At 31.3% G+C, this 17434-nt stretch carries 13 protein-coding genes; 4 read left to right on the forward strand and 9 right to left on the reverse strand.

The genetic code is table 11. The annotated features are described in order from the left end of the window. The 3 genes from V5N68_RS05950 to V5N68_RS05960 all read right to left on the reverse strand — a co-directional run. A partial coding sequence (locus V5N68_RS05950; protein WP_332066258.1) for a VirB4 family type IV secretion/conjugal transfer ATPase occupies positions 1–2160 on the reverse strand: 2160 nt, incomplete at its 3' end. A 5-nt stretch (positions 2161–2165) separates the two neighbouring features. Then, complete coding sequence (locus tag V5N68_RS05955) at positions 2166–2477, reverse strand: VirB3 family type IV secretion system protein (protein ID WP_332066259.1); 312 nt, start codon at positions 2475–2477, stop codon at positions 2166–2168. Then, a complete protein-coding gene (locus tag V5N68_RS05960; RefSeq protein ID WP_332066260.1) occupies positions 2478–2792 on the reverse strand; it encodes a TrbC/VirB2 family protein in 315 nt (104 codons plus the stop codon). It lies immediately after the preceding gene. 344 nt (positions 2793–3136) lie between these two features. Between V5N68_RS05960 and V5N68_RS05965 the strand changes: the two genes are divergently transcribed. After that, the gene (locus V5N68_RS05965) at positions 3137–3865 is read left to right on the forward strand and encodes a hypothetical protein (protein WP_332066261.1); all 729 of its coding nucleotides are present in this window, start codon (positions 3137–3139) and stop codon (positions 3863–3865) included. 447 nt (positions 3866–4312) lie between these two features. On the opposite strand, the gene V5N68_RS05970 is transcribed toward V5N68_RS05965, so the two are convergent. The 4 genes from V5N68_RS05970 to repC form a co-directional block, all read right to left on the reverse strand. Continuing rightward, positions 4313–4876: a recombinase family protein gene (locus V5N68_RS05970; protein WP_332066262.1), complete on the reverse strand. Its 564-nt coding sequence runs from the start codon at positions 4874–4876 to the stop codon at positions 4313–4315. A gap of 232 nt (positions 4877–5108) precedes the next feature. After that, positions 5109–5474 carry a hypothetical protein gene (locus V5N68_RS05975; protein WP_332066263.1) on the reverse strand — a complete coding sequence of 122 codons (366 nt, stop codon included), beginning with the start codon at positions 5472–5474 and terminating at the stop codon, positions 5109–5111. Beyond that, positions 5474–6154: a ParA family protein gene (locus V5N68_RS05980; RefSeq protein ID WP_332066264.1), complete on the reverse strand. Its 681-nt coding sequence runs from the start codon at positions 6152–6154 to the stop codon at positions 5474–5476. Before V5N68_RS05980 ends, V5N68_RS05975 begins: the two co-directional genes overlap by 1 nt. A 213-nt stretch (positions 6155–6367) precedes the next feature. Then, positions 6368–7606 carry a replication initiation protein RepC gene (repC, locus tag V5N68_RS05985; RefSeq protein ID WP_332066265.1) on the reverse strand — a complete coding sequence of 413 codons (1239 nt, stop codon included), beginning with the start codon at positions 7604–7606 and terminating at the stop codon, positions 6368–6370. Positions 7607–9138: 1532 nt separating this feature from the next. On the opposite strand from repC, the gene V5N68_RS05990 reads away from it, so the two are divergent. The 3 genes from V5N68_RS05990 to V5N68_RS06000 all read left to right on the forward strand — a co-directional run bounded on the left by V5N68_RS05990 (position 9139) and on the right by V5N68_RS06000 (position 12513). Continuing rightward, positions 9139–9495, forward strand: coding sequence for a type II toxin-antitoxin system RelE/ParE family toxin (locus V5N68_RS05990; protein WP_332066266.1), 357 nt, complete (start codon positions 9139–9141; stop codon positions 9493–9495). Then, on the forward strand, positions 9492–9818 hold the full coding sequence (locus V5N68_RS05995) for a helix-turn-helix domain-containing protein (RefSeq protein WP_332066267.1): 327 nt from the start codon (positions 9492–9494) through the stop codon (positions 9816–9818). The genes V5N68_RS05990 and V5N68_RS05995 overlap by 4 nt, the downstream gene beginning before the upstream one ends. Positions 9819–10857: 1039 nt before the next feature. Then, positions 10858–12513 (forward strand): BID domain-containing T4SS effector, encoded by a 1656-nt coding sequence (locus tag V5N68_RS06000; protein WP_332066268.1) that lies wholly within the window; start codon positions 10858–10860, stop codon positions 12511–12513. A gap of 1176 nt (positions 12514–13689) precedes the next feature. Here V5N68_RS06000 and V5N68_RS06005 read toward each other — a convergent pair. Together V5N68_RS06005 and traG are read right to left on the reverse strand one after the other, a co-directional pair. Beyond that, positions 13690–15090, reverse strand: a complete 1401-nt coding sequence (locus tag V5N68_RS06005; RefSeq protein WP_332066269.1) for a BID domain-containing T4SS effector — start codon at positions 15088–15090, stop codon at positions 13690–13692. A gap of 324 nt (positions 15091–15414) precedes the next feature. Continuing rightward, entirely contained in the window at positions 15415–17331 is a 1917-nt protein-coding gene (traG, locus tag V5N68_RS06010) for a Ti-type conjugative transfer system protein TraG (protein WP_332066270.1), read from the reverse strand. Between the last annotated feature and the right edge of the window lie 103 nt (positions 17332–17434).

Consider the following 17434-nt stretch of genomic DNA (forward strand, 5'->3'; position numbering starts at 1 on the left):
TTCTCTGCTTAATTCTGACTGAATTAATTCAAATTCACGTTCAGTCAATTTAAAGTTTTCAACATAATCACTGTAATTTGCTTTTTGATTTGGAAAAAATATTTGTGTAGGACACTGCTCAATAATTGTATGTGCAATTGTTGAATTTAAAGCATCCTTAGGACTTTGTGTTGCAAAAAGCATCATACCATTTTGTTTACGGATTGTTTTAAGACGATCTTGCGCAAAAGCTTTAAATGATTCATCTTCAAGAGCTTTCCAAAACTCATCAATGATAATAATAATGCGCCTTCCATCAATAAGATCAAGAATGCGATTAAATAAATACATCATCAAAGGACGCCGAATTTCCTCATTGTCTAAGAAATCGGTCATATCATAACCAATAAATTTTGAATTTAAGCTGATATCATCTTGATCATTATCAAAAACCCATCCTAAAGCATTTCCTTTAATCCAACGTTGTAAATGTATAGCAATTCCTTCTTTTGATGTATTATCAAAAAAGAGCTGAAGAGCTCCTAAGGAACGTTGTGAACGAGGAAGGCTTTCTAAAGAATCAATAGCTCTCGCTATATCTTGTTTTTCTTGTTCTGTAACCGTGTGTCCATCAGTTGTGACAAGCTTTAAAACCCAATTTCGAAGAAAAACTTTATTTTTTTCCGTATATTCCATACCTTTTAATGGAGCAATACCTGTAGGTTTTCCATTTTTTAAAGGTTTATATTCTCCTCCTCCAGCACGCACAAAGATTTCTGCACCTTGGTCTTTGTCAAAAAAGACCATCGTTGGATTGTGTTTTTGCAATTGTGCAAGAAGAAAATTTATAATCACTGTTTTTCCAGACCCTGATGGGCCGCAAACAAAAGTGTTGCCAAGATCACCATAATGAAAATTAAAATAATAAGGTGAACCAGCTTGTGTTTTTAGTAATGCAACAGCAGATCCCCATACATTACCTTCAAATTTACCAGTGGGAAATGAATGAAACGATGATAATGCTGCAAAATTTCTGCTTGTAATGGCTCCAGACCGCGCACGGTAACTAAAATTTCCAGGAAGTTGTGCCCACCATGCAGCTTCTAATCCTAAATCTTCTCTAGCAATGACTGCTCCACCATTAGTTAAATAGGATCGCGCTTTTGATAAATATTCAGTCAATGCCTTAGGACGATCAGCAAAAACTGCCAAAGAAAGATGATGCTCACCTAAAACAAAACGATTTGACTCTAAATCATCAAGCGCATCATAAAGTTCATCAATTTGCGAACTCGCACGATCTGCAGCGCTAATCATTTGATTTTGTTTGCGACCCATAATTGCACTAGCAGCCGCTTTACTTTTAAAGACAAAAGATTGTGTTAAAATAAATTCGAACGGTACTGTGAGTAAACCATCTGTCATACCAGGTCGTGTTTTAGATGGATATTCTTTCCATCCAAACATACCAACAAATCGCTCATTGCTTTCATGGCGAATTTCTATAATTTCTTTACCAAAAATAACCCTATCTGAATAAATTGTTGATGCAATAGTACCAAATGTAAGTGGAACGCGCTCATGTCTCCCACCAACAAGTTGATGCAAAAACTCACTTTGCTCGGAAAATAAAATGCCGTCATGCTCGTAAATTGACAAAAGACGCGCCTGATAACTTTCTAGACCATTTATAAGATCTTGACTTAATTCCTCTAATTTATAAATAGCTTCAATATCTGGCTCAGATTGTGTTTTCTTAGCTTTTGTTAACCGCTGAAAAAATAAACTGATTTGCTCAGTTTTATCTGCGGATGGATTCCATAACAGTGAAATGAACAGATCGTTTCTGTACAAATCTTGCGAAATCATTTTCTTTTTGTATTTTTCATCTAACGTTTCAGCAAAAGATGAAGAAAACTTGCTATCTGGGTAAAGTGTTTCACGCCGACGAATAATATGAGAATATAAAGCAACACGTTCGTCCGCAATATTTTTTAGTAAAATATTTAATTGATCGTGTAAGGAATTCAATTGATCAATATCTGCAGTGTCAAAATTTATACCTTCAATAGCAATTACAGTCATTAAACAGCGTGAATTTAGCGCAATGACATTTTTATTGACGTAGCGTATATAGGGAATATAATCCTCAGGAAGAGATTCCCGTTTTATAATTGACATTTGGCTCAATAATTTAATTCCTTATAAGTGCGGATAAGACGTAACGGAGATGTTGATCCTCCTCCCCATCTGCTGGTGTTTTTCTGCTTTCCACGAGTATTTAACCAAGCGAATAACACGCGAAATTGATTATGATCATATTTTGTTACTTCACGTAAAATGAAATGTACTCCAACACCAAAACCAATCATGGTAAAACCACTCGTTAAAATGAAGAGAATAGATGTTGCCATAACATTAATTGCCATAGCCTCCATTGTGACACCGGCAAACATGGCTGGTCTCGTACATGCAAGAAAAAGGGTATCTTCATTCATTTATGATGATCCCATTAATTTTCCAACGAGGTTAGGGGCACCAAAAACAATACCAATACCTAGAATGCAGTAAGCTGTTTTGCGTAAATCAATAAACCCATACATCCAGCCAATACCAACAGCAGCGACACATATAATTGCCATGAGTTTTGCTGTTGCACCTGTCATCATCGAAACAATATTCTCTAAAACGTTATCAACATTTCCAAAACTACCTGGAGTTGTTGCTGCATAAGTTGGATTTGACGCAATAAGTGCTGTTAAAAGTAGCATGATAACGATAAAACCTATATTCTTTGATGTGTTATCTGTCATTTTACCTCTCTCAAAAAGAATATATGTTGACACTATTTTGATTTTAAAAATTTCAATACCTGTCGCTTTACATCTCCAGTCAGTCCATCGCGGAACTACAAAGTCTTTGGCACTGAATTTTTTTCAAAATCATTTACTAATTCTATAAAAAACTTTTTATTGTATCAAATTAGTTGTATCATATTATAAAAACCACCATAAATTGTATTTTTTTATAAAAATAACAATATTTAAAATATAAAAATCGTTTTAGGTTCGTATAATGTGATTAATTTACAACAGTTTTATTTGTTTTCTTTGTGAAGAATAAGGACACTATCAAAAAATTGAATGGACGAAAAACAATGAAGTTTTTTCTCGAATATGCAAAACGAGTGCGATTTAAGTTAATTGTTATTCTTTACATTATGGGTTCTGTTTTGTGGGGGATCAGCCAATATAAAGAGAAAATAGATTTAAACGTTCTAAAAACATTTAACATGCAGGATGTCATTGATATGGATTTAGAAAAATTAGTTAATTATACCCATGAAAAGTCATTGGAAAAAGATATATCTTCTTTAAATTTGCAAAATAGTCATTTATCGGGGAGTGCAATTGTTTTTAATGGTGTTGCATCTGTCACTAGCGGTGCAACATTTAAATTGAGAACTCCTGTTGCAGAATCTTGGCGTACGCATACTGTTCGTCATATTCATTTATATGGTGTTGATACATGTGCGCCACGTCAAAAAGCAAAATTGAATGATCAAGAATGGCCATGTGGTGCAGTTACGACAGCTTGGTTAGTTACAAAAATACTTGGAAAAAATTTATCATGTAAACAAGCTACTATACGCAACGGTATTAGCTACGCTCAGTGTTTTGTCCAAGGAATTGATTTAGCTGAAACAGGTCTTGCAGAAGGTATGTTAGTAATATCAAAAGACAATCAAGATCCTGTACCAATACAATATATTAACGCTGAAGCAATTGCACGCAAAAATAAAATTGGTATTTGGTCTAGCAATTTTATTCATCCCTTACAGTGGAGAAGAGATAATGGAAATTATAATCCTTTTGAAAATTTTTGATCAAACAAACTAACAACTAATTTTATATCTATATGAAGTAAAATTGAAACAGGGCTATAAGTGTTTTATATTCATTCCTTGTGTTCTCTTGATAAGCGCATTAGAAAACGTTGCTACATAAATCATAAGGAATATATTTCAATTACTGTTCCTTAATTTTTAGTTTGTGTAAAAGATATTTTTATTTGATTAAAAGAAAATAGTTTGCACATTTTAAAAAATGTAAACAAAAAATTTTGAGGATAAAAAGTGCCTTAGATGAGATTTATGGATAAAAAATAAACTATAATGTTAAAATTATTGAAGCATAGATATATTATGAAATAACTTATACAATTAATTACAAATATGCTATATATAAGAGAGTGTAGAATTAATAGAAATACTATAGTGAGACTTTTTTATTTAATTAATTTTATCAGTATTCTACTTAACAAATAAAAGAAATTACAAATTATTCGCATATATTCGTCTTTTTAAACGAAAATAAGTAGCACGGGAAATCCCTGTTTTTTCTTTAATGATTTTTAAAGAAAGTCCTTGTTCCATTAATGATAATGCTATTTTTGTCTTTGGATGAGGTTTTCTACCAAACTTTATACCTGCAGCCATTGCAGCTGCTCGCCCATCATTCGTTCGTTCCAAAATACGGGCACGTTCAGCTTCTGCCACAGCCGCTAAAATCTGTATAACCATTTTTCCTATTGTACCTTCAGTACTAAGACCATTTTCTAAAAAACGAAGAGCAATTCCCTTTTTATGACATGCATCTATAATGTGAAGCATATCAGCAGTATTACGACCGAGCCGATCCATTTTAGTACAAATAATAGTATCATCTTTTTCCGCTCGTCCAAGAAGTCGCTGCAATCCTTCCCGTTTATCTGTATATCCTGTCATCATATCAGTAAAAATGCGATCTTCGCGCACTCCAGCTTTCCTCAGCTCAAGAACTTGAAGAGTTAGCTTTTGTTGATTAGTTGATACCCTAGCATAACCTAATAGCGCCATTTTTATCTCATAAATCACCTTGAATACAGTGTAAGAACTATAATATAAAAACAAGCTTTATAGTACTATTCTGGAACTGTTTTTAAATAGCATCAAGCATTAATAATTTTGAACCTGTAGTGATCACACATCAGGGTCCTTATTAAATTTATATGTATTACATACGTATAACGTACATACATTATATGTAAAACTTATGTTTTAAATATAATGTATGTATAAATATAATCAATTAATGAGAATTATTATAATGCTGAATTAAAATTTCTAAAACATCACCAAGTGTCAAAAGGTTTTGACCAGATGGTGTTAATTGTTCAGCAAGTGCACGAAATTTTTCATCAACATCCGGTCTAATTGAAAAAGTTATGCGATTTGTTTTTAAACTACGGCGCTTAGACCTACCATCAATATGACCAGATTTTGTTAAATTTATAGAATTTTTTTCGCTTTGTAAAGGTGCATGACGTGTTGTAAAACCGCTTTGTTGCGCAATTTCATCAATATCGTGCTTTTCACGTTTTGGAGCCTTCGTTATAGGTTTTAAAGTGGATAAATCTTCTAAAATTTGAAATGTTGCTTTCCGTTCTTTTGGCATTACATGACACCTTCTAATTTTAATGCTTCCACTATATCAGCAGCGAATTGTTCAGCATTTATTATGGCAGATTTAGCATTTGATACATCTTCTTTATTAAGATCATAAAGAGTACATCCAAAGCCAAAAATAGAAGAAAAAGCAGCTTTATTCATAATACCGTGATCCAAAACGGGAAGTTTTGCTTCTATTAATTCTTTACGAATTTCTTTTTCTTCACGAGTTTGAATAACAGAGCATTTGGAAAACATAATACGATAAGGAATATTGTTTCTTCTTGCCCTTCCTTCACGCGCTATAAAAGAAATAACTTTTGCTGTTTCACGACTATCAAGTTTTGTTCCTGACATTGGAATAATAACCATATCTGAACGACTAATCGCATATGATGCTGTTATATTTGCTGATCCTTCAAGGTCAACAATTACAAAACCAAATGTATTTGCGGCTTCATCAATAACATCTATAATAGTATTTTCATTAACTCCGCCCTGAACATCTATATTGGGTGGATAATTAGGGCTAACGTTTTGCCACCATTCATCAGCAATAGGTTGGTTAGGATCAGTGTCTATTATTTTAACTTTAGACCCGTGTTTTGCTAAAACTTGTGAAAGAACAAGTGCTGATGTTGATTTTCCAACGCCTCCTTTTGTTGAACAAAATACGATTGTTGGCATGTAAAAATCCTTATATACATGTGTATGTTTTATTTATATAAAACACATATTAAATATATATTAAGCATATGATTTATATAAACATAGCATATATATTATGTATATTTATCATACAATATACATATTTTATAGTACTAATGCCAACACTATTATCAATTTCAATGCTCAGAAGCAAAACAAAGTAGCTAAAAATAATAACATGTAGAATGTTTTTTATTCAGAAGAATTAAGCAATCCATATAGGGATCGTTCTAAATACAATTCTCCATGATTTTCTTTAGCAATCATTCCTCTTAGATATCCTCCAGGTGATTGAATAAGTTTTCGGCTATATTTTTCAAGAATTATACCAATAGCAAGAGCAGCTTTTTCTAAACCCATAATTGTTTTAGCATTCTCAACAGCACTAGATGAAATTCCCAATATTTTAGATAAGAATTCTATAGAGCCAATTATATCCTTTATAGATACTAATTTATTATCTAGATATACTGCGGTATGGGGCATAGCTTTAGCCCATATCTCTGAATTAATTTGAGGCAATGTGCTATTATTTAAAGAAAGAGATACTTCATTTTTGCTTTTATTATTTTCATAAGCTATTTTTTTATGTTTTAAATTTGTATTATTTATTTGTAAGGAATTTGATGAATTGAGATATTCTTTTTTTTCTTTATTTGAAGAGTAAGTGTTTTTTTGATTACAATTATTCACAAAATAAGGGTTTGTATTATGTATATGCGTAACATTTTCTATATTCCTGCATAACATTTTATTAGAAAATAAACGATTTAAAATAAGATTAAAAAGCTTAATCGCCTTTTCAAGTTTATAAAATGATGCTTTAGTAGGTGATCCAATTGCAGTTGCAATTTTTTGTACACGTCTAAAAAACATTGATACAATTGGTTCAGATTCTGCAAGAACAAAATAAGACTTTAATTGACGATAAAGACCCCGAAATCGTCGAGCGGCAGCGTTTTGACGTTTCATCTCATCTTTAATAGTCAAAATATAATGATGAAGATCATGATAACGAGCAATTAAAATACTTAGATCAATACCGCATGCAGTGACGATACTGCCCTCATAATTGACTGGAAATCTCTTATAATTACCAGAATCTCTCATTACAATAAGTCCTTTATCAAAAAGGCGAGACAATAATCTGCTTGTATGAACAGCGCTACATCCAATCTCTAATCCAATTTGACGATTACTTTTAAATACAATTGGAATACCACCTGCATAAAAAGATGAAACTGGAGCTGTGTTAAGAAGAACCTGCAACAATTGGGCTTCCGTTGCTTTTATAAGACCAGTTATAGGAAGCTGTTGTACAAGAAAAATAAGCTGGCTCCTACTAATATGACCAATGTCAGTATGATCTGCCATTTTTATATATTCAATATGATGCGCTTCAATACGCCTACCAGACGATTTTTTAACCATAAATATTCTAACCTCTCTTTTAGAGGCAAAAAAATGATAAAAACACCCTTTCTCTGCAAAATTTCTCTTGCAGAACAACGCATAATAAATTAAATATGAGGAATGTTTTGTTTTTATATTTGAATTGATATTTAATTTATTAATTTTAAATGGATGTTTTATAAACCCTTCTGTTAAAGCAGTTGGGTTTTTATTTTTGCCATATTTATCCTCTTCGTTTTGTGTGAATCATTTATTGCTAATATTTCAAAAAAATAAACTATAATGAAAATGAAAATCTTTTCAACATGGTAAACAACCGATATATTTTCTTTCAGTTTCCGTTGCTTGAATTCTTTATTAAAATTAAGGGCTGTCATAAGTTGAAGAAAAATAACTGATAATCTTCATGATTTTAGACAATTTATTAAATGATTTTATCTAAGATAACTCATCGACTTTGTTCATTAGGTCTTTAAGAGAAGCCCAATATGAAAGAAATCTATGGTTGACTTTATTACTATATGGTTCTTTTTTCTTCTGCTATTTTTTAGAATTGAGCTTGATAATCAACGGTATCCCTCTTTGAGCAAGTATCACGTTTTTTTTTATGAACTCAATTTTTTATTTTTGAGTTGGTTAATCAAAAGAAATATCTAAAAACTTTAATCTCTCTTGCTTATTGATTGCAATTAATAGGGAATATCTCAATGAGAAAAGTTCCTTTTTTGATTTTGTGGACATTTTTACATTCCTGTTTGGATTTGGCTATATTCTTCTTTCATTATTTTTAATATTTCATAGGCAATATTCTGTATGAAATTTTTTTCATACGATTCTCCCGTTATGTGAATCAAATGAAACGCATCTACTACCATCGAACAATATCATAGAGACGTCATGACTGAAACAAGTACCAGACAGGCATGTACAATAGCCATGCTTACTAAAGTTATTGCAGCGCCTTTTAAATCAACTAAAACACAACCATATTCGGGTGCTCATTTACGGAGTTGCCTTAGATCAGATCATTTAATAAATCATCTAAAATCATCAAAAAAAAGGTCATAAAAAAGCGCTTTTTAATATACCTATTACAATTTCACATCGTTTGAAAACTTCAGTCATTTTATAAAAAATCTTATGAACAATATATAAATAACATTACATGCAATCGCAAAAGAATAAAAGTTGAGATGCCCTTTCTTTATAAAAATGCTATAGCGTACATGAATAATATTCAATCTAGCCCAGATATTAATTCAAATATGTCAGAAAATTAACAAAAAATTTTTGAAGCTACAAAGTGATTTAGACAAGTATTTTTTATAGAAAACGCAGTTTACAAACAAGATTTTGATTTATTAAAAGTATAAACGCTAACCCAGCCCAGCGATAAAAAAACTTATTAATGAACTGCCAATGTCTATTAAATTTCTCCAATATAAACATACGAAACAAAATGAAATGATAGTTCTTATAAGCTCAAAAGGAATAATAAAATAACTATTAATACTCGTTGAAATTATACCTATTTAGGTATATAAATAAATATGGATAGAATGAAACGTATAATTTGGCTCGGATCTTCGCACAAAGACATAAAAAATCTTCCTGATATAATACAACAAAGAATTGGTTATTCACTCTATCTTGCACAAATAGGGAATCAAGGATCAAATGTTAAGATTCTTAAAGGTTTTGGTTCTGCTTGCGTTTTGGAAATCGTTGAACGCGATATACAAGGAACTTACCGTGCTGTTTACACTGTACGGTATGAAAATGCTCTGTATATCTTGCATTGCTTTCAAAAAAAATCAACCCATGGTATTGCAACACCTAAACCAGATATCGATCTCATTAAGGAACGTTTGAAATTAGCTGAGCAATTGGAAAAGGAAAAAAAATGACAGATGTATTTTACGGAAGTTACAATATCTACAAAGATATTGGTTTTTCAGATGCCAAAGAAATGTTGATTAAAGCACAACTTGCTAACAAAATTAGTCAGATTCTCAAAGAAAAAAACTTGACTCAAAAACAAGCGAGCCAATTTTTGAAAATTTCTCAGCCTAAATTGTCTAAGCTTTTAAACGGAGAATTTCGTGGCATCAGCGAGATGAAAATGCTTGAGTGTTTGGTTCAATTAGGAAATGATATTAAAATTGTTATTAGCTCTGAAAGAGTTGAAACACCAAAAGGGCAGCTTGAAGTCGTTTTTGCTCCAATTTAAAAGCATTGCAACGTTTGAATGGATCATTATAAATTTCTGTTACACAAAATTTTCCTTCGATACGTTTACATTTAATGATGATATCAATCATTAAAACTGGCGATTTGCGCATATTCTTGTGTGCTAAATTGCCCCTAACTTCATTTTTTTACAAGAAGTGTCCTTTTTTCAAAGGTTGCTAACGTAGATAAAGCATTGACAGTTTGATTGGTTCTGAATGGCAGTTAATTAATATCACAGATGTAATAAAAGTCGTACCATCACGCAATTTTTGCAAAAGTATTCTGTCTGCATATGTAACTCAGAATCAGGAAGCTTTTAAACTCCATCTTTTGCAACTTCTAGTCATGTAGATTTTAAACGTACATAAAAATTTCCAATTTAATCATATCATGAAAACGATGGACGATCAGCTAAATTAGCTTTTATATTGCTCTGTTTATCATCTAACTTTTCACGGCTTAGAAAAGATGTTGTTTTATCTATTTTTTGCACTAGTTTGTTAATCACTTTAGAAATTTTAGAACAAAGTCATAATTTAAAAGCTATTCATTATGTCGTATACACTGCTATGAAATAACTCGATACAACTGAAAATATTTCAAAACAATGCAGCTAATTTTCTATTTATATATATGTTTCTTTTTTGTTTTAGCGCCCTATTTATTAATCGGTAGGAGGTTTATAAATTAGCGCTTTAAATATTCATCTGTGAAAAGTCTTCACATATATTAGCTAAAAAGAAATCTAATGTGGCTTATTGTTTACTATAAATAACAATCAGTCAATGAGCTGCATGCGTAAATAAAAGATTGTTGAAAACAGCAATTCATAAAAAAGCTTAAAGACAGCTAATTTCATCTCTTATGAAAAAAATTCTACGAAGCAAAAGGGGTATTATCATACGCAATATATCAATTGAGAGAATAATGCTCTATCCAAAACATTTGGCAGTTTGAGATGTATGCGAGGGGAAAAAATTATTCATTAAAGAATTTAATGACTTTATTGAAGATAATCATACTGTAAAGGAGTACTTATGGCAAAAATAAACACAGTAACACATGAAGGTCCATTAGTAAATTTCCGCTACCCTGGCAGTCCAGTCATGAAAAATAAATATGGCATCACAAACCCTGAAGCATTTGAGAAAAGGTATGCGCGTGATGTAGAAGAGGCAACAGTTCAGTTATATCAAGAGCCTTTGCCAGGCAAAATTGATATTGAGTATTTGCAACATATTCATAGAAAATTATTCAATCGTGTTTATGAATGGGCTGGAGAAACCAGAAACTCTACTTTTACATTTTCAGATGGCAGTAAAGCTGCTATGCCACTCATAACAAAAGATGGTGTTAGATCTGCAAAAAATGATGAGATTCGCCTTAGATTAAGGCAAATAGATAAAATACTTCAGCAAGAAAATGGCTTACAAGGTTTGTCGCGTGAAAATTTTATCCACCACGCAAAATTCCTTTTTTCGTCTCTCATTTATGTGCATCCCTTCGTTGAAGGAAATAAACGTGCACAGCTTATATTTTTTGATAAACTCGCTGAAAGTGCAGGACACAGTTTTAATTTTGACCTTTTAACACAGGCGCGTATAGATACTGTTTGGAATTTAGTAGAAAAATATGACGATTCTGTCGTTTTAGAAGCAATGCTTGAAGATGTTTCTAATCCTGACAAAGTGCGTGCTTTAAGTGAATTTGTAAGTAAAATGAGAAGCATTCACGGAGATTCTGCTGAAAATTTTATCATTTTAGGTGCGCAGGGAGGAAAAACTTATCAAGGTACTTATTTGGGTGAAGGTGTAGACGGTTTTGCACTTGATGCAGGTAATGGTGTTTACATTGTTGGGAATTCAAGCGATCTCACACCTGAGCAGCGTAGAGCATTAAAAATTGGTGATACATTTACTTTTACTGCTCCTAAGATGGAAGGTATTGAAAGACCTCTAATCCCAGCAGAACACTTACCAAATTTAACAGAAAAAATGCTCGATGAAGGTGTTGCAAAAGATATTAGAATTTTAAATGCTCAAGAAAAAATTATGCATTTATCAAAAACTGTATTTGGTCGATATTGTTTATTAAAAGGTAAACTGGATGATTTGATCAAAAATCCAGATGTTAATGATAATCTCGGCAACAGAATAATAACAAATCCTAAAGAATTTGGTAGCCTTGCAGGATGGAGTTTTTTAGGCATTAAAAGCGTCGGGCGCCAAGAGGCTGAAGAAACCGTTTGGGAACTTGGCGATACTGTGAGAGATTATATCAATCTTATCAGGCATACTAGGGAAGAGCTTTCTGCGAATTACAAAGCTGAACAAAATCGCCGGGGGCAAGAGGTAAAAATGCCAAGTAAGGAGCTTCAAGAGGTTATTTTTGGGCCCCAAAATATACAGCAAGAGGCTTTTGATAAATCTCCTCCTTTAAGAAAAGAACTTGAAGATTTTATGAATAAAGTTAAAGGACGTTTATCTCAAAAAGAGCTTAAAGATATTAAAGATGGTAATTATGGTGGCTTGTCTCATAATTCCAGTGTGTCAATCAATCAGGCTAAGAAAATTGTAGACATTGCTAAGCAAGCTGGAGAAGTACACGAAAAAGTCCGAGATGAAGAATTCTTGCGAGCTCACACTTTTAAAGTTAGGTATTTTCCAGAAGGAAAATCTCTTGTTGTTAACTAATATGTATACGTGGATGTATTGTAATAGTGTTTCATTCAAGGAAGTATAATAAATCTGAAAATATTATCTTAATATATTTAAGAGAAATAGAAAATAAGATGTAGCGGAACGTGAAAATTAAAATACAAAACGTAATTAACACTTACTTAAATATTATTTTGTTATAAAAACATGTGTTCTTTTTGTTTTAATTTTCTAGGTTTAAACAAAATATTAGTAATTTTAATGGTGCTTGCACGCTAAATTGTAATTTGTGATATTTCACACATCTTCGCGAAAATAAATAAAAAGTAGGGAGTTTACTATTTATGAAAAATGGCAAATAATAGTGAGCGGTTATCATAAAAAGCTCAAAGATAAAACAACTTAGAGTCATTTTATCTCTTTCTCATAAAATTGCTGTGAAATCTCTTATTTAACAAAGTCGTACAACCTAAAAATTTATGACTTTTTATACATATCTGTCTTTTTTGCTAAAAATAAGTAATAAAAGTATCCCTCGTTTTTCTATAATCTCTCTTTAAGGAACAATTTCTATTGAAGCAACAACAATATTCTTTAAATGGATCTTTCTACCTGATTTTATACTCGCTATCACAGTCGCAATTGTTATAATATTTGATACTTATAAAAATAATAAAAAATACGTCTCATAAATCGACTTTTCATATTATGAGATTTAGATTATATCTAAATCGATTTATGAGACACTAAAATAACACTTTTAGATTACGAAAAAGTACCAACTAATCAACAAAAGCTAGCACTTCAAATTACTGGATTTTTAAATGCTGGAGTGCGTAAAAATCGTATTTTACAGATATAAGGTAAGCTCTACAGGTAATCTGGAAGATTTACAGCAGCTGCTTAAGCGTGCGACAAGAAATGATATTATTCTATCTACAATAATTTATTATATACGTATTATATATGTTGTATGTATGTAATACATATGTATTACATATAACTTATGTATTACGTATGTTGTAAGTATGTAATATATATGTATTACATACAATAAACTTAATAAGAATTTAAATATATAATAATTATAACATTTATGTTAATTTTAGTAATAAACAAAATGCAAAATCATGTAATTGATAATTTTTTTAATATAGAAATTACTATTTATTATAAATAAAAAAATAAATATTGGTATTATATTAAATTTATTTATAAAGTTATTGAATAGTTTTTTAATAAAAAATTGGAACTATCTAAAGTTTGTTGTTGTGTTCTTCTTGATAAGTTTATTGTTTGTTTAAATCGTTGTTGATCTATATTATGAGAGTCAATAATTTTTCTTTCAATACTTTCCATAGCATCTGCATAATTTTCAACTGCTTTGCTGAGTAATAAAATATTATCTTCAGCAATTTGGCGTGTTACAGTTTTAATTCCGCATAATTTGAAGCCTGAAATCTTCCCTATAGCTTGAGGAAAATTTGCAATCTGTGCAGAAACTTGTTTCCAAACACATGAGTTTTTATTCGTTAATTTCATTTTTTCTGTCAATATTTTTGAATTACCGTAAACAAGATTTGATAAACGTTCTACTTCTTCTTTATTTGCTTGAACAAATGGATCTTGTGTAAGTCTTTTAAAAATTTCTTGTTCAGTTAAGGAAGACAATTGTTTTTCTTGATCATAAGCTTGTCTAGATTCTTTAACATCTATATCTTTTAAAATGATCTGTTCACCAGTATTGTGTATATGGTATTGTGTTAACGTAGACTTATTATCATAATAAGCGTTCTTTATATCGGTGATAGAATTTGTGAAGTTAATATCTTGACTGCTATCTGTATGGGCTGTACTATTTTCTTCTGTCGTTGTAAAAAGGAAATAATCACTATTAGAGATTTCTTTATCTTTCATACGATTCATAGCTTCTCTTAAACCAGCGACTTTTTCAGGATTAGAAATATCTTCAAACATTTTTTTTATAAAAGTTAAGTCATTATCTCGCACTGCTATAAGACTAGAGAATGCTACACGTTCTATTGATACAAGAGAAAAGTCAAGTTTGTGGCCAGCAGCTTCTGCAAGCCTCTTAAAAAACAATCGTTGAACGCGACCGTTTCCTTCTCTAAAGGGATGTGTATAATTGAGAAAGGCAAACATTTCTGCGGCCTCATTGACAAACTCCTCTCGTGATAATCCTTGTAAATTATTTTTTTCGACAAGAGCTTTATCTAATTGTTTTAAGTTATATTGAATTTGAGCGCCAACAGCAAAACCAAAATCTGCATCCTTTTTTTTCATTGTTGGCATAGAAGCAGTTGTGCCATCAGAAAACGTGAAAGATACATCGCGAGTAATTCCAGCCCATTCAAAAGTCTTTTTAAATAAACTATAATGAATATATTTTAGATAGTCAGAATCAAATTTTTCTGGAAATCTTTCTTTACATATATCAATTGCTGCTTTTGTTGAATCATGTGAGCATTTTTCTTCAAAAATACCAATATCCATTATTCCATATTTATTCTTCAATACAACACTATTAGGATAGGTGTAATGCTGTGAAGGGTCCATATAATTTGCTAAAAATGATTTTTTTTGTTTTTTCATGGAAGTTTCTTTATAATAAGGGTTGTTTATAAGAATTCTCAATTCTTCTAATGAGCCCTCATATATTGTCCTAAAACTTTGAATGTTTTTTGATAAAGCATGTTTTTAAAAGTTAGATGGAGGCTGCATGAAAGCTATAATAATAACCTCAATTTTTTGTAATTCTTTTATTTGAGAAATGTAAAACTTATCAATTAAATTATTTTAATAATTTTTTACTTTTAATTACATACAGAAACCATAGAATTTATCACTTTATTGATAAATTCATATGTAAGATTTTTATATCTTTGCTTAATTTTGTAATTCAATTAAAAAATAATTTTAAGTTTTATTCTGTGGAGCAAAACGATTTTTTCCAACAGAAGATAACATTTCTTTTCTTCTGAAATAGATAGCTCGTCCACATCGCAAAGGTGGTTGACCTTGCATAAGAATGATTTGTTCATCTTGCCGCATATTTTGTATAACTTCATGTGGCAAAATGAGTGCTCTTTGCTGATAATTTATATTTTGAGACCCTCTTGCAAGAGACAGCCCTCTTGATTTGTTTATTCCAGTCACTTCAACTGTCATTTGGCCACATCGTTCTGAAATGTCTTTGGCTGTATTTATGTCTTTTATGGCAGCATAACTCACAAAAGAACAACTTTCAAACCAAGATCTCGCTCCAGATTCTCCAAAGTGATTGATTAACTGACCAGAAGATTGATAAAATAACATTAATGATATACCATATTTACGCCCACGATCGCGTGCTTCTTCTAAAACATTCATGTAACCGAGAAGATCAACCTCATCCAAAACAAACAAAACACGTTTTTTATAATTACCATCGGCTGTAACCATTGCATTTAAAAAAGCTCCAATAATTACACGTCCAATTCCTGGGTAACTATTCAAAATGCTTGCAGGAAGATTAAGAAAAACATCTGTATTTCCATTTGCTATATCTGAAGAAGTAAAGTCATCACCACAGACCAGATCAGCATAATTTGACAAAGAAAGCCATTGAGTATCCTTTGATGCAGTTGTATAAACCCCTGAAAATGTTTGTTCTGCCATCTCTGTAAAAATACCAACCATCTCACGAATAAAAGGAGAGGGGGATGTTTCTAAAATATGACGTAATTGATTAACAACAGCTGTTTCTGACTGAGAAAGAATTCCGCGCAATGTTTTTAAATTACGTTCACTGTCGTTATATTCATCAGAAAATATGACGTGCGCAAGAAGAGCAGTCAAAAGATTATGCGCTTGTGTTGAGAAATATTCTGATGAAGAATTTTCTAATTTTTTATCTGAGAGAAGCAGTTTAGAAAAACTGACAATATTGGCTTCACGTCGTGCTCGTGGTACGTTATCATTTAAAAGCCAATCTATAACATTAAATTTTTTCGTTAATAGTGAGTTTGGGTCAAGAACAATAACGTTTCTATTATCCATCCTTTTTCGCGCAAACTTAACCATTGGCGCAACTTCTGTTGAAGGATCAAGGCAAACAATAGATCCTGGATATGTCAAGCAGGTAGGGATCACTGTACTTGTTGTTTTATACCCACCAGAACCAGCAAAAAACATCATATGAGTTGAACCAAAATCAAGATTAAAGGTTAACAAAGGAGCCGTTCCACCCTTGCCCCATGTTATTTTATCACTTGGAGAAAATGAAACATTACATACATTGTCTTGATCAACACGATATCTTTCGCCAACAACAATTTGACCATTTTCAGGAAATATTTTTGCCGCATCCCTTAAACTCATCCATGATGCGTTACCAAAAATTCCTTTTTTTGCACGTTTTATATTATTATTTTGTGAAGACGTTGTTATAAATTGTATTGTTAAAAGGACAATACCAGCAATTATACCAAAAATAACCATACGATCCATAAACTTTAGAGCATAACTCCAAGTTACGCCATTTTGGTTAACATAGGGACTTAAACGTTGAATTTCACAAAAAATATAATAAAGCGCTACAATACAAAAGAAGATAGCAGAAACAATCGTTATCGCTTTACGTAAATACAGTTTTTGTAATTTGGCATAAATGAATGATACCACAACAATCATTACAAGCGTTATGAGTGGTTTTGAGCGAATATACCAATAAATATGATGTCTATTTGTCTCGTCTATCAAAAACAATAACAAATAAGGAATAAATAATATAGTTATAGAACCCAAAGCGATTGGCGTTAAAATAAGCACCAATTGCGTTTTTGTATATTTCATTGTTCCTTACTTTCGATTTTATTGAAATATGCTGTAAAATATTGTATTTTTGCCAGCTATACATTGATAAAAGACTATTTTCATGGGTAGAGCCATATATAAT

Origin of the sequence: Bartonella eidoli (genome assembly GCF_036576145.1) — a bacterium.
In the GTDB taxonomy this organism is placed as follows: domain Bacteria; phylum Pseudomonadota; class Alphaproteobacteria; order Rhizobiales; family Rhizobiaceae; genus Bartonella.